Raw genomic sequence first — 26,826 nt, 5'->3', positions numbered from 1 at the left:
CGCCCTGCATTATCACAAAAAGATATAAGCAAATTATTATAAGTAATTTAGATGCACGCGACAACATGCAGGGCCTCTGTGGATGGGGCCCTGGGCGCTTTGTCTGGCCGGAATCGTCGCGGCTAGGTGTCTCCGCCCTGGCGTTGCCTGGCGTATTGCTTTTGCCACCAGCACAAGCGCGCATGGCGGCGCGCCCTCGCGCCGGGCGGTCGGCGCGCCAGGCGGGTCCTGGCCGCGCCGACTTCCGGCTCGGCGCCCCGGTCGCGCCGCTGGCGTTGCGTGCTGTGTTCGACCAGCCGGCGCGCGCGCGCCGCATAGGCGTCGGCCAGCTCCAGCAAGCGGTCGTCGTCGAGGTTCTCCGCCTCGGCAAGCGCCACATCGGCGCCCTTCACCGCCACCAGCAACTCGTCCAGCTTGACGTGCAGGGCCCGGCTGTCCTTGTTCTGCGCCTGCTGGATCAGGAACACCATCAGGAAGGTCACAATGGTCGTACCGGTATTGACGACCAGTTGCCAGACCTCCGAATAGCCGAACAGCGGCCCGGTCGACGCCCACGCCAGTATCGCCGCGCACGCGCCCGAAAAGGCGATGGGTGATCCGGTCCAGCGGGTTACCGCCGTGGCGAAGTGGTCGAACAGCCGGGACAGGGACCGGAGGCGGCCGGCCTCGCCATTGCCCGCCCGGCGGCTGATCCGGCGACCGCTTTCGTCGCCGGCGGTTTTCTCGCACATGCCACGTCTCCTTCGATGCGACGGCCGCAGGCCGCGCATTTTTCGTGCCCGCCGCCCCGCGGACGCGCGGCCCGATTGGTTAAACTGCCGTCTTTGCCCGCGCCGCCAGGCGCGGGCCGGTTTACCGATTACGGCAATGTCCAACACGCACGAAGTCCGCCCCGGCCAGTCGATCGAACTGCTCAAGGCCCTGCACATCCTGACCCGCGACGGCAAGATGAACCAGGACAGCCGGCGCAAGCTCAAGCAGGTCTACCACCTCTACCAGTTCATCGAACCGCTGCTGCAAAACGCCAGGAACGCGCGCGGCGCCGTCACCCTGGTGGACCATGGCGCGGGCAAGTCGTACCTGGGCTTCATCCTGTACGACCTGTTCTTCAAGGACCGGCGCGACGCCTCGCACATCTACGGCATCGAGACCCGCGCCGAACTGGTCCAAAGCGCGACCGAACTGGCCGCGCGCCTGGGCTTTGGCGGCATGTCGTTTCTCAACCTCTCGGTGGCCGATTCCATCGCGTCGGAACAGCTGCCGCCGCGGGTCGACATCGTGACCGCCCTGCACGCCTGCAACACCGCCACCGACGACGCCATCCGCTTCGCCCTGGCCAAGCAGGCGCAAAGCATCGTGCTGGTGCCCTGCTGCCAGGCGGAAGTGGCGGCCGTGCTGCGCAAGAACAAGGCGCGCGCCCTGGCCGACCCCATGGCCGAACTGTGGCGCCATCCGCTGCATACGCGCGAATTCGGCAGCCAGCTCACCAATGTGCTGCGCTGCCTGCAGCTCGAGGCCCATGGCTACCAGCTCAGCGTGACCGAGCTGGTGGGCTGGGAACACTCGATGAAGAACGAACTGATCATCGCCCGCCATCAACCCGGCAGGCCGCGCCGCGAGCCCGCGCGCCGCCTGCGCGAAATGCTGGAACGCATCGGCCTGCAGGAGCTGAGCGAGCGCTTCCAGGTCCCCGCGCAACCCTGATCCGGCGGCCGCGCCGCCGCGCAAGCCCGCGCGCCTGGGAATAACCCTAGCTGGACGCCCGGGCAAACTGCATACAATATTCTGTTTGCCTAGCCAATAGCCGGCCAGCGCACCGCGTATCCCGATCCACCGGGGCGCCGCGCGGCCCGCGCCGGCCGCGCCGCCAACCCGTTTCCTTGTTCCAGGGAGGCCGTTGTATGCGCTTGACCCGACGCCATGTCCTGCAGGCCCTCGCGGCCCTGCCCTTCGCCGTACGCCCGTCCTGGGCCCAGGACGCCTACCCATCCCGCCCGATCCGCCTGCTGGTGGGCTTTGCCCCTGGCGGCCTGACCGACATCGCCGCGCGCGCCCTGGCCGAACGCATGTCCAAGGCCATGAACGCCAGCGTCGTGGTGGAAAACCGCCCCGGCGGCCAGGCCATCATCGCCACCGTGGCGGTGGCCCGCGCCGAGCCCGATGGCTATACGCTGGGCTTTGCCGGCACCAACGGCATGATCCTCAACCCGCTGCTCTACAACAACCTGCCCTACAAGCAGGCCGACTTCAAGCAACTGGGCTCGATGGGCAAGTCGCCCATGCTGCTGATCGTGCACCCGGACCTGGGCGTGCGGAACGTGCAGGAATTCATTGCCCTGGCCAGGCAGAAGCCGGGCGAGATCACCTGCGCCCATGCGGGCCGCGGCATCATCAACCACCTGGCGCTGCTGCACTTCCAGTCCAAGACAGGCACGCAGTTCCAGGACGTGCCATACAAGGGCAGCGGCCCGGCGCTGCTGGACCTGATGGCCGGCACGGTCAAGAGCACGTTCGACTTCCCCACCTCGTCGATCGCCAATCTGCGCGCCGGCAAATACAAGGCGCGGGCCGTCACGGCGGACCAGCGGCTGAGCAACCTGCCCGATGTCCCCACCATGAAGGAGGCCGGCTTGGACGGCTTCGAGCTCTACACGCGCATGATGATCTCCGGGCCGGCGGCCATGCCGGCGCAGGTGGTCGGAAAGCTGGAGAAAGCGGTGCGCGCCGGCACGGCGGATCCCGGCCTGATCCAGCAGTTCGCCGACCAGGGCGTGACCATCGAGTTCACCTCGGCCGCCGACATGGACCGTGTCATCGCCGAAGAGTCGGCCATGTGGGAACAGGTGATCAAGGCCAACAACGTGCCGCGCACCGACCTGAAAAGCTGAGGAGCCCCGAGATGCCGCCACGCATGAGCGTCGCCCCCGAACGCGCCCTGATCGATGTGGATCGCGAGATCCGCATCGACGGCTTCGGCCCTTACGCCTGCATCGACGTCACGGCCGAGATGCGCATGTGCGGGGTGCCGTGGCGCTCGCGCGCCACCTTCCTGGCCGGCGCCGACGGCAGCCTGGACCTGGGCCGCGACAGTCCGGTCAGCGGCGACTATGCCGAGCCCGACGCCATGGGCCTGGTCTGGTCGATGCAGTGCCAGGACCCGCCCCGGGCCGTGTTTCCGCCCGATCGCACCGACGCGCTGACCGTGCACATCACGGCCAGCGACGGCCGGCACGAAGCCCACGCGACGCTGGTGCAGGAGTTCCTCGCCGAAGGCGTACGCCACCAGGCGGTGCGCGCGCGGGCCGGCGGCATGAGCCTGTCGGGCGAGCTGTACACGCCGCCCGGCCCGGGCCCGCATCCGGCGATCATCTACATGAACGGTTCATCGGGCGGCGTCAACGCGCCGCGCGCCACGCTGTTCGCCGCGCGCGGCTACCAGTGCCTGGCGCTGGGCGTCTTCAACTATGAAGACCGCCCGAAGTACCTCAACGACATGCCGTTGGAGTACCTCGAACAGGCGCTGCGCTGGGTGCGCGACACCCTGAACCCGCGCGACGGCTTCGTGGCCATCTCCGGCATCAGCCGGGGCGGGGAGATGTCGTTGCTGGCGGCCAGCCACTTTCCCGAACTGGTCAGCGCCGTGGTGGCCTACGTGCCGTCGCCGGTCATGCATGGCGTGGTCAGCGCCGGCGCGCCCGGCACGGGCCGCGACGCGCAGGTCTGGACGCTGGGCGGCAAGCCGCTGCCGCATCTGTGGCAGGACAACGCGACGGCCGATTGGGAGGCCGCCTATGCCAGCGACCCGCCCTACCGCCAGACCCACGCCTTCATGAGCGCCTCGCGCGATGCGCGCGCCTTCGAGCGCGCCCGCATTCCCATCGAACGCTACCCGGGGCCGCTCATGCTGATCAGCGCCTCGGACGATGGCTTCTGGCCCAGCACCGCCTATTCGGAAATCGTGGCGCGGCAACGCCAGGCCGCATGGCCCGCGCGGCCCGCCGAGCACTACGTGTGCCGTGGCGCCGGGCATCACGTGCACTACCCCAACCTGCCCTCCACGTTGATCAGCAAGCCACATGCCATGTCGGGCCTGCTGCTCGACGCCGGCGGCACGCCCCCGGCCAACGCCCATGGCAACGCCGGCTCGTACCGGGCCATGCTGGACTTCCTGGAACGCGCGCGGGCGTCTTGACGGCGGCGCGCCCGTCCCCGCATCGGCCAGGGCGCCTGTCCCGGCGGGGACAGGCGCCCCGCGAACACTTGACTGCCAGGACGGCGCCGGTCCCCGCGTGGGGACCGGCACCGCTTACTCCATCAGCTTGCGCCAGCCTTCCTCGCCCAGCTCGCGCATGGTCTCGATGTTCTTCTCGTAGATCTCGGCGGCATCGGGGAAGGCTTCGACCGCCTTGTCGATGCTGGCTTCGCGCAGCAGATGCAGGATGGGATAAGGCGAGCGGTTGGTGTAGTTCTCGATATCGTCCGGCCCGGTCTCGGCGAACTGGAAGCGCGGGTGGAAGGTGGCGACCTGCAGCTCGCCCACCAGCCGCATGCGCTTGAGCAGGCGGTCCGAGAGATCCTCGAAATCGTTGAAATCGTAGAAGTCGTCCAGCGCGTCGGGCAGGATCAACAACGTCGTGTCGATCTCCTGCGGGTCGGCCTGGCTCAGGCGCATCAGCTCGTCTTCCAGGTCGCTCAGCGCCCCTTCGGCATCGGTGGCGTCGCTGACGGCATAGCGCACCTGGCCCTTGGCCTGCACTGCCTTGGCGAAAGGACAGAGGTTCAGGCCGATCACGGCCTTGTCCACCCATAGCCTGACTTCGGCCGCCACGGCCGCGCCGGTCTGTACATCGACAATCACGCGTTCATCCTTGATAACTTGCGGGCACGAGCCCTATTCGGTGGGCAGCGCCGCCATGGTCTGCGCCACGGCCGCGGTGAGTTTCTTGCCGTACGGCACGTGCAGGAATTCGTTGGGACCGTGCGCGTTGGACTTGGGGCCCAGCACGCCACACACCATGAACTGCGCCTTGGGAAACCCCTTTTGCAGCATGCTCATCAGCGGGATCGTCCCGCCCTGGCCGATATAGCCGCACGGCGCGCCATAGTACTGCTGCGAAGCGGCGTCGAGCGCCTGGCTCAGCCACGACGCCGACGCCGGCGCGTTCCACCCCGTGGCCGCGCCTTCGTTGGCGTGAAAAATGACCTTGGCGTTGTACGGCGCGTCGTTCTCCAGCAGCCCCTTGATCTCCTGCGCCGCGGCCACCGCGTCCACCAGCGGCGGCAGGCGCAGCGACAGCTTGAACGCCGTGCGCGGGCGCAGCACGTTGCCGGCGCTGGTCAGCGGCGGCAGGCCTTCGGCGCCGGTCACCGACAGCGTGGGCCGCCAGGTGCGGTTGAGCAGCGCCTCTTCGGGCTCGGTGGTCATGGGCAGCACGAAGCCGCCCTCGGCGCCGCAGCTCCAGGGGAAGCGGCGCCACACTTCGTCGCCCAGGATGCGCGCGGTGGCATGCACCTGCTCGATGCGCTCGGCGGGAATCTCGCAATGCAGGCTTTGCGGCAGCAGGCGGCCGCTGGCGCTGTCTTCCAGGCGGTCCAGCAGATGGCGCAGGATGCGGAAGCTGGACGGCACCACGCCGCTCGAATCGCCCGAATGCACGCCTTCGTCCAGCACCTGGACCTCCAGCGTGCCGGCCACCATGCCGCGCAGCGACGTGGTCATCCACAATTGGTCGTAGTTGCCCGCGCCCGAGTCCAGACAGACCACCAGGGCCACGTTGCCCAGGCGCTCGCGCAGGACATCGACATAGGGCAGCAGGTCGTAGCTGCCGGACTCCTCGCAGGTCTCGACGATGCCCACGCAGCGCGGCCGGGGAATCCCCTGCTTGTCCAGCGCCATGATGGCGGTCAGCGATGCGTAGATGGCGTAGCCGTCGTCGGCGCCGCCGCGTCCATACAGCTTGCCGTTCTCGTACTTCGGCGTCCACGGGCCCAGGTCGGCGCGCCAGCCCGAGAATTCGGGCTGCTTGTCCAGGTGGCCGTACAGCAGCACGGTATCGCCGTTGTCGGCGCGCGTGGCCGGCGCGTCGAAGAAGATCACCGGCGTGCGGCCAGGCAGGCGCACCACCTCCAGCGTCAGGCCGGACACCCTCTGGCTCTCGACCCATTGCGCCGCATCGCGCACCACCCGCTCGATGAAGGCGTTCTTTTCCCAGTCCGCATCGAACGCCGGGCTCTTGGCCGGTATCGCGATGTAGTCGGTGAGCGCCGGGATGATCTCGTTGTCCCATTTGTCGTCCACGAAGGCTTGCAGCGCATCGGGGTCGAGAGCGGGCGGCAGGGCGTCGTCGGGTATGCGGGCGTTCATGGCGGAACCATCCAGTACGGGAACGAAGCCGCCATTTTATGCCTGCCGGCGCCTTGCCGCACGGCCACGCGTCCCCGATTACCGCCCTCGCGCTAGCGATGCAGCGAAAAGGGCGACCCTCCCGGCGCCGAGGTATCGGGCCGCGGCGGCGCGTACCTGCCGCGGTCGAACTTGGGCACCGAGCCCAGCGTGAACGCCATATCGCCGCCGGCCCAATGCTCATCGCGCAAGACCTCCCGCCCCGCCGCCGGATCGCGCTGCAAATGGCCCGACACCCCACCGGCCGCCGTGAATCCGTCCGGCGCCACCGCGATGACGGAGCGCTGCGTCGCAGCATAATGGTCGCGCGCCAGCCGTCCGCCGCTGACCACCAGCGTGGGCCGGGTGCTGGTCGAAAGAATGGCCGGCGCCGACACACCCGCCGACCCGCCGTCGCGGTCGCGCCAGTCGGCCAGCTGGCCGGCGCGCACCCGGCCGCCCACCTGCACACTGCCCTGCCGATCGGCCGACGCCAGGTCGGCGCCGGTCAGGTGCGCATCGCCCGCCACCCGCACCGACAAGGGGCCGCCCGCGGCAATACCCGTACGCTGCGCCACCACGGCGCCACGGTCGTGACCATGGCTGAATGACGCCGCGACCTGCACGACCGGCTGCGGCTTGAATCCGTTGCCGGTCGACGCATGCGCACCCGCCGCCAGCATCCAGCTTGCCGATGTGCGGCTTTCGTCATGCACGTCCTGCACGCTGGCCATGGACAGCGCGCCGCCGACCTCCACCTGCGCGCTTTGCGCGGCGTCCACGCGCGCGCCCTGCATGACCAGGTCGCGCGCCGCGTGCAGACGCACATTGGCGGCCCGGATGCCCGTCTGGTCATGCGTGCGCCGTTCGGAAGCCTCGTGCTCATGGCGTCCGCTCAGCCCCGCCGTCCCGCGGACATAGGCGTCGGCCTTGACGAGATTGGCGCCCATGGTCATGCGAGCGTCGAGCGACAGGCTGTGCGCGTCGCGCGTGCGCTGCTCGCGCGATTCGGCCGACCGCATGCGCAACGCGCCGGCCGACCGCAAGTCGACCTCGCGACCGCCGTCAAAGCGTACGCCGGCCAGGGTCATGTCGCCCGCGCCGCTTTCGATGCGAACGTTGCCGCCCACGTGCGTCACGTTCTCCGAAGTGGCGCTGCGACGCTCGTTCCACCAATCCCCCTGCAGGCTCATGCTCAACGTGCTGTTGGCGGTATCCGCCATGACGCTCTGGAACACCGTGCTCAGCGCCTGGCCGAACATCAGGCCGCCATCGATTCCCCGGCCGTCCCCGGTCTGCGCCAGGCTCTGGCCCAGGCGGCTGGCGGTCACCTGCGGATTGACGCTGGCGTCGACGCCCAGCTCCAGCCCGACGCGCCCGCCGCTGCGCACGGTGCTCTCGGTATCCACGTACTTCGTGGTGCGCACCTCGCCGCCGCGTAGCCGCAAGCCGGACCCGCCTTCGGCGCCGCCGCCGTAGCGGTCGCGATTGACGTCGGCGCCGCCGAAATCCAGCACGCCGCCGGCGACGACCGAGCCATCGCCCAGGCGCAGGTCGGCGTTGCGGTATTTCTTGCGCGACGAGGTGCTCTGCTCCCACGTGCTTTCCCAGCCGATCCGGCCGCTCGCGCTGGCCGCCGCGCCGCGGCCGGCGTAGCTGCTGGCGCCGGTTTCGCTGCCCAGCGTGCCTGTCGCCTGGTAGCCGCCGGCCCCCACCGTGCCGCTGACAAACAGTTGGCGCACGTCCTTCTCGTGCTCGGCGTGTTCGAAATCCGCGGCGGCCTTGAACCTCGCGTCGCGCGCCACGGACAGGTCCGTATGCGCGGCCTCGACCGAACCGCCCTCGATCTCCAGGTTCTGCATCTTTCCTTCCAGCGTGCCGGCTTCGATGCGCGTACCGTAATGGTTCGCGCGCGCCGACTGGTTGGTTTGCGTCGTCGACGACAGGATGGCGAACAGGCTGCCCAGCGGCGTCGAGCGCTTGTTCTCGTAGCTGGACGCCGCCTCGTACACGCCGCCCAGCTTGACGTCATCGACATCCAGCTTCACCTTGCCGCCCTTGAGCGTCGCGCCGGCCGTCTCCAGGCGCTTGGCCTCGATATGCAGCTGGCCGCCTTGGGCATCCAGGGCGCCGTCGCCGCGCGCCGCCAGCCTGCCCTTGCCGTCGTAACGCATCGAGGTCGCGACCTTGACCGTGTCGGCCTTGAGCCTGACATCCTTGCCGCGCAGCTTGCCGCCCTCGATGTCGATATCCCGGCCTGAGACGTCGACTTCTTCGTCGGCCTCGATGCCGCTGCCCATCCCCTTGCTGTCGGCCACCAGGACACGGCCCTTGCCGGCATCCACCTTGACGCGCTTGCCCTGGATCAGCCCGTTGAGCGAACTGACGTCATGGCCGTTCGTGTCGACGTTCACGTCGCCACCGGAGGCAATCAGCGCCCCGCCGCCGGCGTACTGATCCGTGATGCCCTGGCGCGTCGCCTCGGTCAGGTACAGCCGGGGAGCGAGGACCTTCTGGCCGTCGATCACGGTATCCACGTACCAGACGAAATCGCGGTCCGCCTGCTTGAGCTGCTGCGCGGTCGGCGCGACACCCACCTTCAGGCCCAGCGCCTTGCCGACCGTCCCGGCCGACGCCATCAGCCTGGCCACCAACGCGTCACCGCGCACGGGCAGGCGGCTTTCGTAGCCGCCCAGGGCGCGCCGCACCTGCTCGCGCACCAGCGTGGTATCGAAATAGTTGTCGCCCGCCACGCGCGTGGCGCGATCGGGCTGGTAGCCGATCTGCTCGAAGAAGTAACCCGAACCGTAGAATCCGCCTTGGTCGATATACTTGATGCGGGTTTCGATCAGTGGCTGCGGCAAGGCCACGGCGGGCGCCACCGGCTTGCGGGGTACGTCCCGCAGGGCCGCCGGATCCGCGTCGCCGCGCGGCGCCGGCATGGCCGCGGGCACGGCAACGCTCGACGCGGCAGGCTGATCCCCGACGCGCGCGAACAGATGCCGATTGGCCAGCACCGCCTCCAGCGCGCCATCGATATCCAGGCGCCTTTCCAACCCCAGGCCGCGCAGCGCATCGAACGAGCCGCTGGAGGTCTCCACCTTGTGCTCGCCGATGCGCAGCGTGTCGGGCCGTCCCCGGTTGCGCGCGGCATTCTCGCCATTGCGCAGGTACCCGTCGGACAGCGTCACCCCCTTGCCCGCGGCCAGCACCGTCTGCGCCTGGGGATGGAACGTCAGCAGCGCGCCGCGCCGGCCGGCCTTGAAATCGTTCCAGCGCTGCACCAGTACGGGGTGGGGCTGCGCGCGCCAATCCGCCCCCAACGCCGCCGACAGCGCGCGCGCCAGCAACGCGCGCCCGGGCGTGGCCGGCGCCAGCTGGATGCGGTCCACGGCCTGCTCATACTGCTTGCGCAAGGCCTGCGCCCTGGCCGGTTCGTCATCGCCCAGGCGCGCCAGCGCCGCGGCGTAATCGCCGATGACACGATCGAGCGCAGCGGTTTCCGTATCCAGGCCGGCCAGCCTGTCCGCGCCGTAGCGCGCCGCCAGGATCTCGCGCACCTGACGTTGCGCCTCGCCATATGCCTCGGCGGCGCGCGCCTGGGCCCGCGCCGTCTCGTATTCACGCAGCGCCTGCCGGTAGTCGGCCAACGCCTGGCGTGCGGCGGGCGAGTCCGCGCTCCCATCCGGCAGCGCCAACTCGGGCTTGGCGGGCACGGGCGGCGCCTGCGGCGGCGGCGGGCTCACGTAGCCCAGGTCGAGATTCTTCAGCGTATTGGTGGCCCAATCCGTATACGTATCGTAAAAGCCCCAGATAGTCTCCCAGCGGTTTTCGCCCACCAGATAGTCGACCAGCTCGTACAACGTGCGGAATGACCAGTAGGCCGGCGTCAACGCCGCGCGGCTATCGGTCACCTTCAGTTCGATCGCGGCCGCCAGCGGTGTGCGCAGGTAATCCGCCACGGACATTTCCCGCAACAGGGAACGGTTCTCCACATCGCCATTGACGTAGGCATGCCCGACAGCCTGGATCACGCCTTCGTTGCGCAGGTATCCCCTGCGCCCCGCTCCCAGCCCCCGGTTCACGTACAGGTCGCCGCCGCTTTCGATACGCGATTGCTCGGCCTGCAGCGCCGTCTCGTAGAACGGCGCCGCCACGGCTGCCCCGTTGCCGTAGCGCAAGCGATAGTCCAGATACGCGGCGCTGCGCCAGAAACCATAGCCACCGCCGCCCACCGGGTTCTCGCCGGCGCGCCGCACCTGTCCGGCCAGCGTCGCCCGGTTCTCGATACGCGCGGCATCCAGGTGCAGATCGCCGCCCGCCCGCACGCTGCCCAGATCGTTGATCAGCGTGTCCTGCGCCGCCAGCCGCATGCCGCCCCCCGACTCGATCAACGCCGCCTTGCCGTTGGTGATTCGGCGCGCCCGCAGTGCCATATCCGCCCCCGCCCACAACAAGGCGCCGGCTGCGTTGTTCAGCGCCCCGGACGCCGAGGCCAGCGTGAGGTTCCCGCCGGCGACGATGGCATGCCTGTTGTCGATATTCCCCTGCGTTTGCACGACCAGGCTGCCCGGGACGCCGATTTCGGTGTTGACGCGCAACGACCTGGCCTTGACGCGCAAAGCGCCTAGCGCGACGGGCAGGATATCGGGGGTGTCGATCACGAGGTCGCGGTCCGTGCCCCGCGCCAGCGCAAGCGTGGCATTGCCATCGGCATGGATCGAGCCCGCATTGGCGTAGTCGTCCACCGCCAGATCGATATCGTTGCGCGCATCGAGCCTGCCCGGATTGCGCAGCTCGCGGCCTTCGACAATGCGGATGTCGTGGCCGGCGGCGACCTGGCCCGAGTTGCGCAGTTGCGGCGATCGCAATCCGACGTCGTGGCCGGCGGCCGCCACGCCATGGTTGTCGATCCGTGCCGCCCGCAGCGTGAGGTCGCCGCCGAACTTCAGGCTGCCGCGGTTTTCCAGCGCCGCGCCGACCGTCGCGGCGAAGTTTCCGCGCGCATCCGCCTGCGCGGCGTTGTAGAACGACGCGGCGCCAAGCACGATGTCCTGGTTGGACAGCAAGCGGCCGGCGTTGCGCGCCGTCCCGCGCACAGTGATGCCGACACTGCCGGCGGACAGCTGGGCGCCTGCTGCATTGTCGAGCGACGCGGCCGTGACGGCGAGATGGCCGCGCGCGCTCGACGTCCCCGTGTTCGACAGCGCCCCGCCCGCATCGAGGCGGACCGGGCCGGCCAGGCCCAGCCTGCCGGCCAGCGTCATGTCCTGCCGCGCGATGAGCGTCGTCGCCCCCTCGCTCTGACTCAGCGCCCCGGCGATCTCGATGGCTTGCGCCGACACGGCGTACTCGCCGCCCAGCGAGACCGTGCCGCGTTCGGCGTACCGGCCGGCGATCTCGGCTCGCATGCCACCCGCCCCCAGCGCCAGGTTGCCCCGGTTGTCCCAGCCGGCGGCCCGGACGAGGAGGCGTTCGCCGACGATGGACGAACGCGCGCTCGCGGCCACCACCGGCCGCTGTTCCGTCCGTCCGGAAATTTCCACGCCCCGCGCGGCGGCCACGACGCCCGCCTGCGAAATCGACGCCGCCGCCTTGATCGTCAGCCCCGGCGCGCCAGCCTCGCCGCCCAGGCTTTGGATGGTGCCGAGGTTCTCGATCCGGTGGGCCTCGATACGCTGCGTGCCGGCCGAATCGATCAGGAACTCGTTCTTCAGGGCTGCGCCGACCTGGAGTTCGCCGCGCCGGCCGGCCGAGATGTACCCTTTGTTCCTCGCGTCGCCGCGCACCCTGAGCGTCAGGTCGCTGCCTGCTCCCCGCTTGCCGCCATTGCCCAGGCCGCCGCCGAAATTGACGAACTTGCCGGCTTCGACCAGTACCGCGCCGCTCCTGGCCGCGATGACCGCATCGGAAACTACCGACTCTTCGTCGTGCACGGTTTCGGCGATTTCGTCGGCGATCCGCACCCGTCCGTCGACGACTTCGATATGCCGCCCAGGTACCACCGCGCCCGCCTCGTCCAGCGCGCGCAGCGTGCCATTGAGAAACAGCACGTCCTGGACCCGCAGCGCGACGGATGGCCGGCCCCCGTTCGGCCGGGCTTGCCGCGCCTGCGGCGCGATCCCGCTGCGCAGGCCCGCGTGTTCGAGCACGGCGGCACGCGCGCTTGCCGCGACCATGCCCTGGTCCGCCGTGACGTCATTGCGCAACAACAGCACGCCATTGGCCGCGTCGATGGTGACGTCGCCCCGCGCGGCCACGCCCTGGCCCGGGCGGCCCTCGCCCACGCGCACGTCGCCGCGCGCGTGGATCTCGACGGCGGCCAGCGCGCCGACATGCGCGAACGCGCTGCTGTCGATGCGCGCCTGGCCCGCGCTGCCCGTGCCCAGCGTCACGCCCGCGCCATCCACGCGCAGCGCGCCGTCCGTCTTGGCGGCTTGCAGCGCCACGGCGCCGCCTGCCTGCACCGAGAGCGCGCCGCGGCTTTGCAAGGTGCCCAGTTCAGCCCGGCCCGCCGTCTCGATCGCGATGCCGGCAAGGCTCTCCGCCGCGCCTACCTTGACGGCATCGCGCCCCGTCACGGCTATCCGGCCCCGCGACGCGAGCGACTCGACCACGATGGCCTTGCGCCCATCGACGCGGACGTCGGCGCGGCCTGCCAGCGTACCCGACTCGAGCGGGCCGCCTGCGCCGACATGCAGGCCGGCGCCGCTGTGCGCCGCCCCCACGCGCAAGGCGCCTTGCGCCCGCGCATCGAGCGGCCCGCTTGCCTGCAGGCGCTGCGCCTGCAAGGCGCCGCCGGCATGCAGCGACAAGGCGTCGCCACTGGTGGCCGTGCCCACCTGCACGGCGCCTTCCCCCGCAATACGCATGGCGCCGCCCGAAGCCAGCGCGGTCGCCGCCACCGCGCCCCTTGCATCGACGGCCAGCGGTCCTTCGCCCGCCGTTGCCTCGTTCAGGCGTATCTCGCCGCGCGAGGAGACCGTGATCGCCCCGGGCGAGGACACCGCGCCGCGCTGGCGCACACCCACGCCCGAATCGCTCGACACCAGCGTGACGTGCGCGCCGTACATCGCCCCCGCCGCCGTGCCGTCGATGGCATGGCCGGAACCGCCCCTGCCGGCCGAACCGGCCAGCGGCGTCACGCTGCCGCTGGCCGGTTCGAACCGGTTGCGGCCGGCCACCACGGCAAGCGCCGCGGCCCGCGAGCCGACGCCCGCGGCGACCGGGCCATCCACGCTGACGGTGCGCGCCACCAGGTCGAAGTAATCCAGCCCGCTGGTGTTCACGCCCGCGCCCGCGACCGCGATATGGCCCGCATCCACGTCCAGCCTGAGCCGGCCTCCTTCCGTCACGGGCCGGCCCGTGCTGAGCGTGAGCCGGCCGGCGTTGAGCGTGACCAGTCCGTCGACGCTGAGGCCGTTCGGATTGGCGACGATCAGGTCCGCGCGCCGGCCGAACACCTCCAGCGCGCCGTGCAGACGGCTGGGACGCGTTCCCGTGATCTCGGTCAGGATGGCCGTCGCTGCCTGGCGCAGGCCAGGGTTGCGATTGAGGTGGCCGGCCAGTTGCGACCGGCCCTCGCTCAGACTGTTGTTGAACACCAGGCCCGGCGGCTCGACATCGAGCTCGCGCAGGCGGTTGTGTGACAGGCCATGGGCGTTCGGGGCGGCGATATCGATGACCGGCACGCCGGATGGCGAGCGTTGCGGCGCCGCCATCGCGCCGCACGCCAGGGCGACTCCCGCCGCGGCCAGCGCGCACCGCAGTCGCGGGCCCGCCCCGCCACGTCCACGCCGCGCCGCGCGGCGCCGCGGCGCCACCGGCACATACATGGCGCGACATTGGCTATAAACCAATCGAAAGCAAAACGCGTTCATGTTGTCTCCTGTCCTGATGTCGTTATGTAGGTCTGATCGGCGTCGCTGCTCAATCAGCATAAATACGCCATCCCCGATTCAACACACCCAAAGAAAACTCACGCACACAAAACAGCAAATACCCCACCCGTCTACAACCCAATCACCCCAATCAATACTTCCAAAATGCATTCAAACCCGACAGCACCGGACAATAAAAAACGGCCTTTCTCGCGAAAGGCCGTTCGAATGGAGCGAAGCGCAGGGTTTATTTCAGCCAGGCGCGCGCGTTGCGGAAGATACGCATCCAGGGGCTGAACGCGCCGCCGGCATCGCGCTCGCCCCACTGCGCCGGCGCCCACGACATCATGACGTTGCGGGTCACGCGTTCGGGGTGCGGCATCATGACCGTGAAGCGGCCGTCGGCCGTCGTCACCGCGGTCAGGCCGCCGGGGCTGCCATTGGGGTTGAACGGATAGGTTTCGGTGGCCGCGCCGTGGTTGTCGATATAGCGGGCCGCCATCAACGCGCGCCCCGCGTCGCCCTGCTGGGTGAAGTCGGCGTAGCCCTCGCCGTGCGCCACGGCCACCGGGATACGCGCGCCCTCCATGCCTGCGAAGAAGATCGACGGCGAAGCCGTGACTTCCACCAGCGACAGACGCGCCTCGTACTTCTCGGACTGATTGCGGGTAAAGCGCGGCCAGTGCTCGGCGCCGGGGATCATGGGCGCCAGCGCCGCCATCATCTGGCAGCCGTTGCACACGCCCAGCGCAAAGGTATCGGGGCGGGCGAAGTAGGCCGCGAACTGATCCGACAGCTTGTCGTTGTAGCGGATGGTGCGGGCCCAGCCTTCGCCGGCGCCCAGCACGTCGCCGTAGCTGAAGCCGCCCACGGCCACCAGCCCCTGCATGCCGGCCAGGTCGATGCGGTCCGACAGGAGGTCGGTCATGTGCACGTCGATGGCCTCGAAGCCGGCGGTGTCGAAGGCCCAGCCCATCTCGACCTGGCTGTTGCACCCCTGCTCGCGCAGAATCGCCACGCGCGGCCGCTTGCCGGTGGCGATGAACGGAGCCGCCACGTCTTCCTGCGGATCGAACGCCACGCGCGGCGCCAGGCCCGGGTCCTTGGCGTCGTTCCAGATGTCCAGCTCGGCCTGCGCGCAGGCTGGGTTGTCGCGCCGCGCCATGATGCGGTAGCTGACCTCGCTCCAGGCGCGGCCCAGGTCGGCGCGCGGCTGGCTCCAGACCTTGCAGCCATCGCGGTAGAACTCGACCTCGTCGGCCCCGTTCAGGCCGCCGATGACATGCGAATGCGCGGACAGGCCGGCGCCGCGCAGCACTTGCATCACCGCGTCGCGCTGCGAGGCCGGCACCTGGATGACCGCGCCCGCCTCTTCCGAGAACAACGCCTTGAGGGTGAGCTCTTCGCGCTGCACCGCCACCTGTTCGGGACGGATCTTGTAATCGCCCCAGTCGGCCGACTGCGGATCGAAGGTGAGCATGTCCAGGTTGACCGACACGCCGGTGCGCCCGGCGAACGCCATTTCGGCCAGCGTGGCGAACAGGCCGCCGTCCGAACGGTCGTGGTAGGCCAGGATGGTGCCGGCCTCGGCCAGCGTGCGGATCGTCACGAAGAAGGCGCGCAGGTCCTGCGGCGCGTCGATATCGGGCACCGTCTCGCCGACCTGGTTGTAGGCCTGCGCCAGGATGGAGCCGGCCATGCGGTGCCGGCCTCGACCCAGGTCGATCAGGATCAGCACCGTATCGCCGGCATCGGTGCGCAGCTGCGGGGTCAGGCTGGCGCGCACGTCGCCCACCGGCGCGAACGCCGTCACGATGAGCGAGACCGGCGCCACCACCTGGCGCTGCTCGCCCGCCTCGTCCCAGGACGTCTTCATCGACAGCGAATCCTTGCCCACCGGAATCGACAGTCCCACCGACTGGCACAGTTCGCTGACCGCCGACACGGTGTCGTACAGCGCGGCATCCTGGCCGGGCACGCCGCAGGCGGCCATCCAGTTGGCCGACAGCTTGATGTCTTCGAGGCGCGCCACGTCGGCGGCCGCCAGGTTGGTCAGCGCCTCGGCCACCGCCATGCGGCCGGAAGCGGGCGCGTCCAGCATCGCCAGCGGCGTGCGCTCGCCCATGGACATGGCTTCGCCGCGCGTGCCTTCGAAATCGGCCAGCGTCACGGCGCAATCGGCCACCGGCACCTGCCACGGGCCGACCATCTGGTCGCGGCTGGACAGCCCGCCCACGGTGCGGTCGCCAATGGTGATCAGGAACGACTTGTTCGCCACCGTCGGGTGGCGCAGCACGCGATAGGCCGCCTCGGTGAGATCCAGGCCGGCCAGGTCGAGCGGCTCGCTCACGCCGGGCAGGCGCTGCACGTCGCGCGTCATGCGCGGCGGCTTGCCCAGGATCACGTCGATGGGCACGTCCACCGGACGCACTTCGTTCTCGCCCTGCGCGCGGATCGTGTCCAGCCCGGGCAGGCCCTCGCCGTCGACCACGCGCAGCTGGCGCTCTTCGGTCGCCACGCCGACCACCGCGTACGGGCAGCGCTCGCGCCGCGCGATGGCGTCGAAGCGCTCCAGGTCCTGCGGCAGGATCGACAACACGTAGCGCTCTTGCGACTCGTTACTCCAGATCTCGGCCGGCGACATGCCCGACTCTTCCAGCGGCACGCGCCTGAGGTCGAAGATCGCGCCGCGGCCGGCGTCATTGACCAGTTCGGGAAACGCGTTGGACAGGCCGCCCGCGCCCACGTCGTGGATCGCGACGATGGGGTTGTGCTCGCCCTGCTGCCAGCAGCGGTCGATGACCTCCTGCGCGCGGCGCTCCAGCTCGGGGTTGCCGCGCTGCACCGAATCGAAGTCCAGTTCGGCCGAATTGCTGCCCATGCTGATGCTGGAGGCGGCGCCGCCGCCCATGCCGATGCGCAGCCCCGGGCCGCCCAGCTGGATCAGCAGCGCGCCCGGCGGAATCACTTCCTTGTGCGTGAGGCCGGCGTCGATGCTGCCCAGGCCGCCGGCGATCATGATGGGCTTGTGGTAACCCCAGCGCGTGCCGCCCGCGGTCTGTTCGAAGGCGCGGAAATAGCCCAGCAGGTTGGGCCGGCCGAACTCGTTGTTGAAGGCGGCACCGCCGATGGGGCCGTCGATCATGATGGACAGCGGCGAGGCGATGCGCTCGGGCAGGCCGTGGTGGTCGTCCTCCCACGGTTGCAGCGCATCGTCGAAGCGCAGGTGCGAAACGGTGAAGCCGGTCAGGCCGGCCTTGGGCTTGGAGCCGCGGCCCGTGGCGCCCTCGTCGCGGATCTCGCCGCCGGCGCCGGTGGCCGCGCCCGGAAACGGCGCGATCGCGGTCGGGTGGTTGTGCGTCTCGACCTTCATCAGGGTGTGCACGGTGGTGTCGCGGCGCACGTAGCGCGCGGCCTGCGCGCCCTCGCCCGCGACGCCCGGCACGCCGGCCTGGAAACGCTGCGCCGGGCCGCCTTCCATGATGGCGGCGTTGTCCGAGTAGGCCACCACGGTGCCGGCCGGCTGGGCCTTGTGGGTGGCGCGGATCATGCCGAACAGGGTGTTGGACTGCGCCTGCCCGTCGATGACCCACTGCGCGTTGAAGATCTTGTGGCGGCAGTGCTCGCTGTTGGCCTGCGCGAACATCATCAGCTCGACGTCGGTCGGATCGCGCCCCAGGTCGCCGAACGACTGCGCCAGGTAATCGATTTCGTCTTCGGACAGCGCCAGCCCCAGCGCCACGTTGGCCTGCTCCAGCGCGGCGCGGCCCTCGGCCTGCACCGCCACGCTGCGCATCGGCTTGCCGGCCAGCGTCTCGAACAGCGCCTGGCCGTCGAAGGTGCCGTCGACCACGGTCTCGGTCATGCGGTCGTGCAGGCAGGCCGCCGCGCGGGCCAGCATGCCGGCGTCGAACGACTTGGCGCCCAGCAGGCCGCGCTCGGGCGTCAGCGCGTAGCGCACGCCGCGCTCGATGCGGCGCACGGCGTCCAGGCCGCAGTTGTGCGCGATATCGGTCGCCTTGCTGGCCCACGGCGACATCGTCCCCAGGCGCGGAATGACCAGCAGCTCCAGGCTCTTGGCCGGCGCCTCGGCGGCCGGCGTGCCGTAGTCCAGCAGTTGCGCCAGACGCGCCTGCTGCTCGGCCGGCAAGGCGCTGTCGGTATGGATGAAATGCTCGTAGCGCGCGGAGATATCGGCAACCGGCAGGCCGGCCTTCTTCAGTTGCGCCAGCAGGCGCTCGCGACGGAAAGCGGAAAGGACGGAGGAACCGGGCAGATGCTGGACAAGGGACACGATGCGGGCGCCGTTAGGAAAAAGGAGGAATCAAAACATGATTTTACCTTTTTGCCGGGGTTTACCCGTGGTAACCCCATAACCCGCCGCAAAACCGCGCCGTGCCGTCCTGTCGCGCCGGAGTTACAAAATAATTCCATCCATGGCCGCCCGATTTTGTGCATTGCAATATAGACAGCTCTCCGAGGTTGAAACCCGGATGAAAGTCTTCGAAAACAGGCTGACCCGGTTTGCATGCTGCTATGCAGCATGTTGCAAACGCCCCGCACCGCGGGAAAACACGAACTAACGCCATGGCGAGCCGACGGTAGGATGCAGCCTCTCATATTGCCTGCGCTTTGCTCCACGCTGTTGCCAATGCACCGCCCCGACGCATCTGACGAGCCCGTCGAACCCATCATCCCCCCGGAAGCCGATCCCGCCGTCAAGGTCCCGCTGGCGCTGGAAGACTGGCTCGCCGTCATCCTGCTGGCCGCGCTGGCCATCATCACCTTCCTGAACGTGCTGGTGCGCTACCTGACCGACCAGTCCTTCGCCTGGACCGAGGAGATCTCCGTCTTCCTGCTGATCGTGCTGACCATGGTCGGCGCGTCCATGGCGTTCGTGCGCAACCACCATATCCGCATCGAGATCCTGGCCAACAACGGCTCGCCGCGGCGCCAGTACCTGATGGCGCTGACCGCCCACAGCCTGGTCGTGTTCTTCTTCGCGCTGCTCACCGTGCTGTCGGCCCGGCTGGTGTACGACGAGTTCCGCTACGAGGAAACCTCGCCCGCCATCGGCGTGCCGACCTGGTGGTACTCGGTGTGGATGCCGCTGCTGGCGGCGGTCATCACGCTGCGCGTGGCCGGCGCCGCGCGCCGGCTGATCGCCCGGCACAAGGCCGAGACATGATCGCGGCGCTGCTGTTCGCCGTATTCATTACCCTGATGCTGATCGGCGTGCCGGTCGGCGTGGCGCTGGGCCTGGGCGGCACGGTCGCCATCGTGCTGTCCAACCTCGATGTGTCCTGGTTCGGCCTGCTGGCCGTGCCGCAGAATTTCTACGCCGGCCTGGCCAAGTACCCGCTGCTGGCGATTCCCATGTTCGTGCTGGTGGGCTCGATCTTCGACCGCTCGGGCGTGGCCAGGCGGCTGGTCGACTTCGCCGTGGCGCTTGTGGGCCGCGGCCCGGGCATGCTGCCGCTGGTATCGATCGCCGTGGCGATGTTCCTGAGCGGGATTTCCGGCTCGGGTCCGGCATGCGCGGCGGCCGTGGGCGCGGTGATGATCGCCGCCATGTCGCGCGCCGGCTATCCGGCGCCCTACTCGGCCGCCGTGGTCGCCGCCGGCGCCGCCACCGATATCCTGATCCCGCCTTCGGTGGCCTTCATCATCTATTCGGTGCTGGTGCCGGGCGCCTCGGTGCCGGCGCTGTTCGCCGCGGGCATGGTACCGGGCATCCTGGCCGGCGTCGCGCTCATCATTCCTGCGGTCTGGCTGGCGCGCCGCCATGGCATGGGCGCACGCGAAGCGCACCTGCCGCGCCCGCCGCTGTGGGCCAGCCTGCGCGAGGCGTCCTGGGGCCTGGCCGCGCCGGTGCTGATCCTGGGCGGCATGCGGATGGGCTGGTTCACCCCCACCGAAGCCGCGGTCGTGGCCGTGTTCTACGGGCTGTTCGTGGGCATGTGCATCCATCGCACCATCAAGGTACGCGACCTGTTCGTGATCCTGCGCGAGGCCGCCGAACTGTCGGCCGTCATCATGCTGGTGGTGACGCTGGCCGGCATCTTCGCCTGGGCCCTGTCCACGCTCAGCGTGATCGACCCCATCACGCACGCCATCGTCAATTCCGGGCTGGGCGAATGGGGCGTGCTGGCGCTGCTCATCGTGCTGCTGATGACCGTGGGCATGTTCCTCGACGGCATCTCCATCTTCCTGATTTTCGTCCCGCTGCTCATGCCGATCGCCAATGCCTATGGCTGGGATCCGGTCTGGTTCGGCGTCATCCTGACGCTGAAGGTGGCGCTGGGCCAGTTCACGCCGCCCCTGGCGGTCAACCTGATGGTTTCCTGCCGCATCGCGCGCGTGCCGATGGAGTCCACCGTGGGCTGGGTGGTCTGGCTGCTGGGCGGCATGTTCCTGGTGCTGGTGGCCGTGCTGATTTTTCCGCAACTGGCGCTGTGGCTGCCGCACCGGCTGGGATATTGATGAATACGGGGGAAAGGGCAGAAGCCGAAGGCTCGCCCGCCATTTTCGAGCAACCGAGCACGACACGAGGAGACAACCGATGAAATTCCGCAACATCGTGGGCGCCGCCCTTTGCGCCGCTTTCGCGCTGGGCGTGGCGCCGGCCCAGGCCCAGAACTACAAGTCCGAATACAAGCTGTCCATCGTGGTGGGCACCACCTTCCCGTGGGGCCAGGGCGCCGTGATCTGGTCCGACCTGGTGCGCGAACGCACCGAGGGCCGCATCAACATCAAGGTCTATCCGGGCACCTCGCTGGTGCAGGGCGACCAGACCCGTGAATTCACCGCCATCCGCCAGGGCGTGATCGACATGGCCGTGGGTTCGACCATCAACTGATCGCCGCAGGTCAAGCAGCTCAACCTGTTCTCGCTGCCCTTCCTGATGCCCGACTATGCCGCCATCGACGCGCTGGTGCAGGGCGAGGTCGGCAAGGAAGTCTTCAAGCTGATCGACAAGGCCGGCGTGGTGCCGCTGGCCTGGGGCGAGAACGGCTATCGCCAGCTCAGCAACTCCAAGCATGAGATCAAGACGCCGGCCGACATGAAGGGCCTGAAGCTGCGCGTCGTGGGCTCGCCGCTGTACATCGACACCTTCACGGCGCTGGGCGCCAACCCCACGCAGATGAGCTGGGCCGACGCCCAGCCGGCGCTGGCCAGCGGCGCGGTGGACGGCCAGGAGAACCCGCTGTCTATCTACACCGGCTCCAAGCTGTACACGGTGGGCCAGAAGTACCTCACCCTGTGGAACTACGTCGCCGACCCGCTGATCTTCGTGGTCAACCGCGAGGTATGGAACTCCTGGTCCGAGAAGGACCGCGACATCGTCCGCCAGGCCGCGCTGGACGCCGGCAAGCAGCAGATCGTCATCGCCCGCAAGGGGGTCACGCCCGAAGACCCGTCGCTGCTGAAGGAAATCGCCGGCCACGGCGTCACCGTCAGCAGCCTAGACGCCGGCCAGCACGCCGAATTCGTGGCGGCCACCAAGCCGGTCTATGAAAAATGGAAGAAGCAGATCGGCGCGGAGCTGGTCGACCTGGCCGAGAAATCGATCGCGGCCCGCAAGAAATAAGCAGCAGCCCAAGGGGAACGGCGGCGCAAGCCGCCACGCAAGGCAGGGGCGCACAACCCTCCAACCCAACGGACGCCGGCCAAAAGCTGGCGTCCGTTTCTTTTCCTCCCGGTGCCTGTCCCGGCGGGGACAGGCACCGGCAAACTGGAAGCCTGTCCCCGCCGGGACAGGCACCCCGCCATACGCCACGAACGCTAGCCTGCCAAGACGGCATCCGTCTCCATGGGAACTCACCCTCCGCCCGCTACGCGTCCGGGTAGCGCACCTCCAGGATCTCCAGTTCTTCGACACCGCCCGGCGTGCGCAGGGTCACGGTATCGCCTTCGTGCGCCTTGGTCAGCGCGCGCGCCACGGGCGAGATCCAGCTGATCTTGCCGGCCAGCGGCTCGGCCTCGTCCACGCCCACGATGGTCACGGTGCGCTCTTCCCCGGCGCGGTCCATGTAGAGCACGGTGGCGCCGAAGAAGACCTGGTCGCGGTTGGGCTGCGCGGCGGGATCCACCACTTCGGCGATATCCAGGCGCTTGGTCAGGAAGCGCATGCGCCGGTCGATTTCGCGCAGGCGCTTCTTGCCGTACAGGTAATCGCCATTCTCGGAGCGGTCGCCGTTGGACGCCGCCCACGACACCACCTGCACGACGGAAGGACGCTCGACGTTCATCAGGTGCGACAGCTCATCGCGCAAGCGCGCGTAGCCTTGCGGCGTCATGTAGTTGCGCGTGCCGGCCGGCAGCGCCTGCGCCTCGGGCAGGTCGTCCTCGTCGTCGCGGTCGGATTCTTTGACAAATGCTTTGTTCATGCCTTGCCTGCTGCATAGGGATTCAAGGGCAGCCGGGGCGCCAACGGCCCGGCGCGAAAGGCGCGGTTCAGAACCAGTCGTGCCAGACCGGCTTGAGATCGGGCGGCAGCGGCGGCAAGCGCCCCAGGTCCACCCTGCTTTCGGTGGGACTGTGGAAGTCCGAGCCGCGCGAGGCCAGGAAACCGTGGCGGCGCGCCACCTCGGCATACCGGCGCGCCTCTTCGGAAGTATGGCTGCCGGTCACGACCTCGATACCCGTGCCGCCCAGTTGCAGGAACTCGTCGTACAACGCGTCGAACTGCATGGGGCTGTACTTGTAGCGTCCCGGATGCGCGATGACGGCGCAACCGCCCGCGCCGCGGATCCAGCCCACGGCCTCGGCCAGGCTGGCCCATTGCATCGGCACATGGCCCGGGCAATCGTCGCCCAGGTATTTGTTGAACACCGTCTGCACATCGGGGCAATAGCCGGCCTCGACCAGGAAGCGCGCGAAGTGCGTGCGGCTGATCAGTTCGGGGTTGCCCGCGAACGGCAGCGCGCCCTCGTAGGCGCCCGGCATGCCCAGCCCCGCCAGCCGCTCGCCGATCTGCACCGCGCGCGCGGCGCGACCGGCGCGCGTATCGCGCAAGCCTTGCACCAGCGCCTCGTTGGCCGGATCCACCCGCAAGCCCACAATGTGCACCGTCAGGCCCGCCCAGGTCACCGAAATCTCGACGCCGGCGACGAAACGCATGCCCAATCCGGCGGCGGCCTGCGCGGCCTCGGCCACGCCGCCGATCTCGTCGTGATCGGTCAGCGCCCAGACGTCCACGCCATTGGCGTGCGCGCGCCGCGCCACCGCGGCCGGCGGCATGCTGCCGTCGGACACGGTGGAGTGGCAATGCAGATCGACGTTGGGCGCGGCAATGTTCATACGACCTATTGTAGAGGTCCTGCAAGGCCTCGGGTAGCGCGGCTTCGCCGCGCTCCGTCCCCCGCCAGGCTATTCCTGCAGGAACCGGGCAATCGGTTCGATCTGCTCGGGCGTCATGAGCGTGGGCGCATGCCCCACGCCGGGCACCTCGTGCAGGCGCGCGCGCGGATTGCGCCCCAGCATTTCGGCCGCCGTCGCCGCCGACAGCAGGTCCGAGTCCTGGCCGCGTACGATCAGCACCGGGCAATCCAGGCTGTCGTACGCTTGCCAGAGAATGCGCTCGCCCGCCTCGAAGGCCTGCGCCACTTGCGCGCCCAGCGGCACGGCCAGCGCGGGGTCGAAGTGCCTGACCCAGCCGCCGCCCTGCCGCACATAGATATGGCGCGCCAGCTCGTCCCATTGCGCATCGGTATGCGGCCCGAACGTGGTGCTGATCTGCCGCATGGCCGCCACGGCCGCTTCGAAGGTCGGATAGCTGTCCTGCGCCGCCACATTGCCGGCAATGCGCTGCAAGGCCTCGACGTTCAGGCGCGGCCCCACGTCGTTGAGCACCAGCCTGTGCAGGCGCAGGTCGTCGGCCTGCGCCGGCAGGCCGTCCGGGCGCGGGCGCATGGCGCGCGCCAGGCGCATCATGGTGGCCGCGCCGGCCAGGCCCAGGCCGATCAGGCCGCCCATCGAGGTGCCCACCCAGGCCAGCGTCGCGGGCCGCACGCGCGCGATCAGCGTCGCCATGTCGGATACATACTGCGGCACCGCGTACAGCGCGGGGTTGGACAGCCAGTCGGACTTGCCGCGTCCGGCCACGTCCGGGCACACCACCCGCCACTGGCCGGCCAGCCGCCGCGCCAGATGGTCGAAGTCGCGGCCGGTGCGGGTCAGTCCATGCACGCAGACCAGCACGCGATCATTGAGCGGGTCGCCCCATTCCCAATAGGCCATGCGATGAAAGCCAGTGGGGCTGGCGCACGTAACGAAATCCAGACGAGGTTCCTGCATGATGTCTCCGCGCCGCGGCCCGGACGGCCGGCGATGCCCCATTATCGCAGCGGCGCATCGGGACCGGCGCGGCTGTCGCGCCAATAGCGCCGCGCGACCTGGCGCTGCCCGCTGGCGAACAATCCGCGCGGCGTCGAATCGGCCCGCACCGCGCCGTCCAGGTCGGTCCGCCACACGGCGGCGCCGGCCCGCCGCCAGCGATTGATCGCGGACGCGGCCGGATGCCCGAAGCGGTTCAGGTAGCCGGCCTGCGCGATGGCGTGCGCGGGCCGCGTGGCGGCGGTCAGCAAGGACCCCGACGACATGGCCGAACCGTGATGCGGCGCCATCACCAGGTCCACCGGCGGCAACGCCGCCGCGAACGCGGCCTCCTGGACCAGCCCCACGTCGCCGGTCAACAGCGCGCGGTGGCCGACGCCTTCGACCAGCAGCACGCAACTGCGCGCATTGCTGCTGCGCCAGGGCAAGGGCGCGGCAAGCGACGGCGGATACACGAAGCGCAAGCGGACGCCGTCGACGCGCCATTGCACGCCCGCCTCGCACCCGCGCGTCGCCGGCGGCATGCGCGGCGCGGCGCGCCAGCCGTCCGGCCGCACCCGTGCCTGGCGCGCCAGCCACGCCGCCAGATCGAAGGACGCGTAGGCCTGCCCCACCGGCAAGGCCGCCAGCACGCTGCGCAACCCGCCGGTATGGTCCAGGTCGGCATGCGACACCACCAGGGTATCGATATGGCGGTAGCCGCGCGCCCGCAGGAACGGGGCAATCACGCGCTCGCCGGCGTCCGAGGCGTCGCCGTGCCGCGGCCCGGTGTCGAACAGCAGCACATGGCGCGCGGTTTCCAGCACCACGGCGCCGCCCTGGCCCACGTCCAGCGCGGTCAGGGTCCAGTAGCCGGGCGGCGGCCGCTCGGGGCGCCACGCCAGCAGCGGCAGCATGCACAGCCAGCCGCAATGGCGCGCCGGCCAGCCCGGTGCCTGCAGGGCCCATGCCGCCCCGGCCAGCGCCAAGGCCAGCCAGGGCCAGGGCGCCGCCGCCACGTCCAGGCCGGACCACTCGGCACGCCCTATCCAGCCCACCGGCGCCATCAGCAGCGCGAACAACCCGTGGCCCGCGGCGCCGGCCAGCCAGGCCGGCCCCTGCCCGCCCGGCAGCGCCGACAGCGCCCCGCACAGCAAGGCCAGCGGCGTGACCGCCAGGCTCACCACCGGAATCGCCAGAGCATTGGCCAGCGGCGACCCCAGCGACACCTGGCGCACCAGGAAGGCCAGCAAAGGCGTCAAGGCCAGCGTCACCGCCATCTGCGTGCGCCCGAAGCCCAGCAGCGCTGCGCGCAGGCGGGCCCGCATGCCGCGCGGCCGCGCGCCCGCCCCGGTTCCGACCAGCACCGCCACGGCGCCGAACGACAGCCAGAAGCCCGGCGCCAGCGGCGCCCATGGATCGAGCACGGCCACCGCGACGGCAGCCAGCGTCAGCAGGCGCGAGGGCGTTGCCGGCCAGCGCAGCGCGACCGCCGCCGCCACCGCGGCCAGCATGAAAAAAGCGCGCCGCGTCGGCACGCTCCAACCTGCGCCTCGGTATCGGCGGCATGCGGATTCTGGCTGGCGTGCGGGCGACGCACGCGCAGCGCCATGCGCCAGCGCTGTCCGGGCACGACCTCGGGCAACGCCTGGCCCGGCAGGGCCCGCCACGTGACCAGCAGGCGCGCGGGCAGCCCTGCCGGCCGATCGTCCGGCAGCCGCGCCACGAAGCGCCGCGACCCGGCATCGCCCTGCGCCAGCTGCGCCACCCGCGCATCCACCCGCGCCGCACGATTGTGGCGTGCCGGGTCGACGGCATCGGCCAGCCGCCACTGCGCCTGTCCGGCGGCCGACGCCACGCCCAGGCTGGCGGCCAGCGCGGGCAAGACCAGCTTGCGGCAGACCCGCCATGACCGGCCTGACCGCCGCGCGGCCCGCCATGCCGCCAGCGCGCCCAGCGCCGCCAGGCAGGCGAACCCCACGACGCCGTCCAGCGTCGCCAGCCCCTGCACCATGGCCGTGCCGGCCACGAAGGCCCACCCCATCGCCCGCCCCATCGCCGCATCCATCGCCGTCAAAGCGACACGATAGGCGCGCGCCGGGCCGCCGCGGATGCGCTGTGAACGCGGCGATCCATCGGTAATCGCCACAGGACCCTGGACCGGCCAGGCGGATATGACGCCGTCGTGCTACCCGCCTGCTCGCCAGACAGTGGGAGGCGCCCCATCGGCGCCCCCCGTCTTACGGC

General features: G+C 69.9%; 13 protein-coding genes and 2 pseudogenes. 6 read left to right on the top strand and 9 right to left on the bottom strand.

The features are described from left to right. Window positions 1-122: 122 nt before the first annotated feature. Window positions 123-731, bottom strand: coding sequence for a low affinity iron permease family protein (locus LK409_RS04150; RefSeq protein WP_015039719.1), 609 nt, complete (start codon window positions 729-731; stop codon window positions 123-125). A 136-nt stretch (window positions 732-867) separates the two neighbouring features. On the opposite strand from LK409_RS04150, the gene LK409_RS04145 reads away from it, so the two are divergent. The 3 genes from LK409_RS04145 (at window position 868) to LK409_RS04135 (ending at window position 4,192) form a co-directional block, all read left to right on the top strand. Beyond that, window positions 868-1,704, top strand: a complete 837-nt coding sequence (locus LK409_RS04145; RefSeq protein WP_010927925.1) for a class I SAM-dependent methyltransferase — start codon at window positions 868-870, stop codon at window positions 1,702-1,704. Between the two features lie 197 nt (window positions 1,705-1,901). Then, window positions 1,902-2,888, top strand: coding sequence for a Bug family tripartite tricarboxylate transporter substrate binding protein (locus LK409_RS04140; protein WP_010927924.1), 987 nt, complete (start codon window positions 1,902-1,904; stop codon window positions 2,886-2,888). 11 nt (window positions 2,889-2,899) lie between these two features. Further along, on the top strand, window positions 2,900-4,192 hold the full coding sequence (locus LK409_RS04135; protein ID WP_010927923.1) for an alpha/beta fold hydrolase: 1,293 nt from the start codon (window positions 2,900-2,902) through the stop codon (window positions 4,190-4,192). A 114-nt stretch (window positions 4,193-4,306) separates the two neighbouring features. On the opposite strand, the gene LK409_RS04130 is transcribed toward LK409_RS04135, so the two are convergent. The 4 genes from LK409_RS04130 to purL form a co-directional block, all read right to left on the bottom strand. Further along, window positions 4,307-4,858 carry a DUF1415 domain-containing protein gene (locus LK409_RS04130; protein WP_003812392.1) on the bottom strand — a complete coding sequence of 184 codons (552 nt, stop codon included), beginning with the start codon at window positions 4,856-4,858 and terminating at the stop codon, window positions 4,307-4,309. 33 nt (window positions 4,859-4,891) lie between these two features. Beyond that, window positions 4,892-6,364, bottom strand: coding sequence for a M20 family metallopeptidase (locus tag LK409_RS04125; RefSeq protein WP_003812393.1), 1,473 nt, complete (start codon window positions 6,362-6,364; stop codon window positions 4,892-4,894). Window positions 6,365-6,456: 92 nt separating this feature from the next. Next, window positions 6,457-14,262: a two-partner secretion domain-containing protein gene (locus tag LK409_RS04120; protein ID WP_010927922.1), complete on the bottom strand. Its 7,806-nt coding sequence runs from the start codon at window positions 14,260-14,262 to the stop codon at window positions 6,457-6,459. Between the two features lie 247 nt (window positions 14,263-14,509). Then, on the bottom strand, window positions 14,510-18,556 hold the full coding sequence (purL, locus tag LK409_RS04115) for a phosphoribosylformylglycinamidine synthase (protein ID WP_010927921.1): 4,047 nt from the start codon (window positions 18,554-18,556) through the stop codon (window positions 14,510-14,512). A 312-nt stretch (window positions 18,557-18,868) separates the two neighbouring features. On the opposite strand from purL, the gene LK409_RS04110 reads away from it, so the two are divergent. The 3 genes and pseudogenes from LK409_RS04110 to LK409_RS04100 all read left to right on the top strand — a co-directional run bounded on the left by LK409_RS04110 (window position 18,869) and on the right by LK409_RS04100 (window position 21,853). Continuing rightward, window positions 18,869-19,450, top strand: coding sequence for a TRAP transporter small permease (locus LK409_RS04110; protein WP_010927920.1), 582 nt, complete (start codon window positions 18,869-18,871; stop codon window positions 19,448-19,450). Continuing rightward, window positions 19,447-20,745, top strand: coding sequence for a TRAP transporter large permease (locus LK409_RS04105; RefSeq protein WP_010927919.1), 1,299 nt, complete (start codon window positions 19,447-19,449; stop codon window positions 20,743-20,745). Before LK409_RS04110 ends, LK409_RS04105 begins: the two co-directional genes overlap by 4 nt. A 79-nt stretch (window positions 20,746-20,824) precedes the next feature. Then, a pseudogene (locus LK409_RS04100) lies at window positions 20,825-21,853 on the top strand (DctP family TRAP transporter solute-binding subunit). A 244-nt stretch (window positions 21,854-22,097) separates the two neighbouring features. Here LK409_RS04100 and greB read toward each other — a convergent pair. From greB to LK409_RS04080, 4 genes and pseudogenes are all read right to left on the bottom strand, one after another. Next, window positions 22,098-22,652 (bottom strand): transcription elongation factor GreB, encoded by a 555-nt coding sequence (greB, locus tag LK409_RS04095; RefSeq protein WP_003812405.1) that lies wholly within the window; start codon window positions 22,650-22,652, stop codon window positions 22,098-22,100. Between the two features lie 67 nt (window positions 22,653-22,719). Next, window positions 22,720-23,565, bottom strand: coding sequence for a 3',5'-nucleoside bisphosphate phosphatase (locus LK409_RS04090; protein WP_003812407.1), 846 nt, complete (start codon window positions 23,563-23,565; stop codon window positions 22,720-22,722). Window positions 23,566-23,634: 69 nt separating this feature from the next. Then, on the bottom strand, window positions 23,635-24,603 hold the full coding sequence (locus LK409_RS04085; protein WP_003812410.1) for an alpha/beta fold hydrolase: 969 nt from the start codon (window positions 24,601-24,603) through the stop codon (window positions 23,635-23,637). Further along, window positions 24,603-26,656, bottom strand: a pseudogene (locus LK409_RS04080) (DNA internalization-related competence protein ComEC/Rec2). The gene LK409_RS04085 and the pseudogene LK409_RS04080 overlap by 1 nt, the downstream one beginning before the upstream one ends. Between the last annotated feature and the right edge of the window lie 170 nt (window positions 26,657-26,826).

It is taken from the genome of Bordetella parapertussis, assembly GCF_020735925.1.
Classification (GTDB): domain Bacteria; phylum Pseudomonadota; class Gammaproteobacteria; order Burkholderiales; family Burkholderiaceae_B; genus Bordetella; species Bordetella pertussis.
Note: the sequence above shows the minus strand (reverse complement) of the source record. Positions and strands in the feature narration are given on the sequence as shown.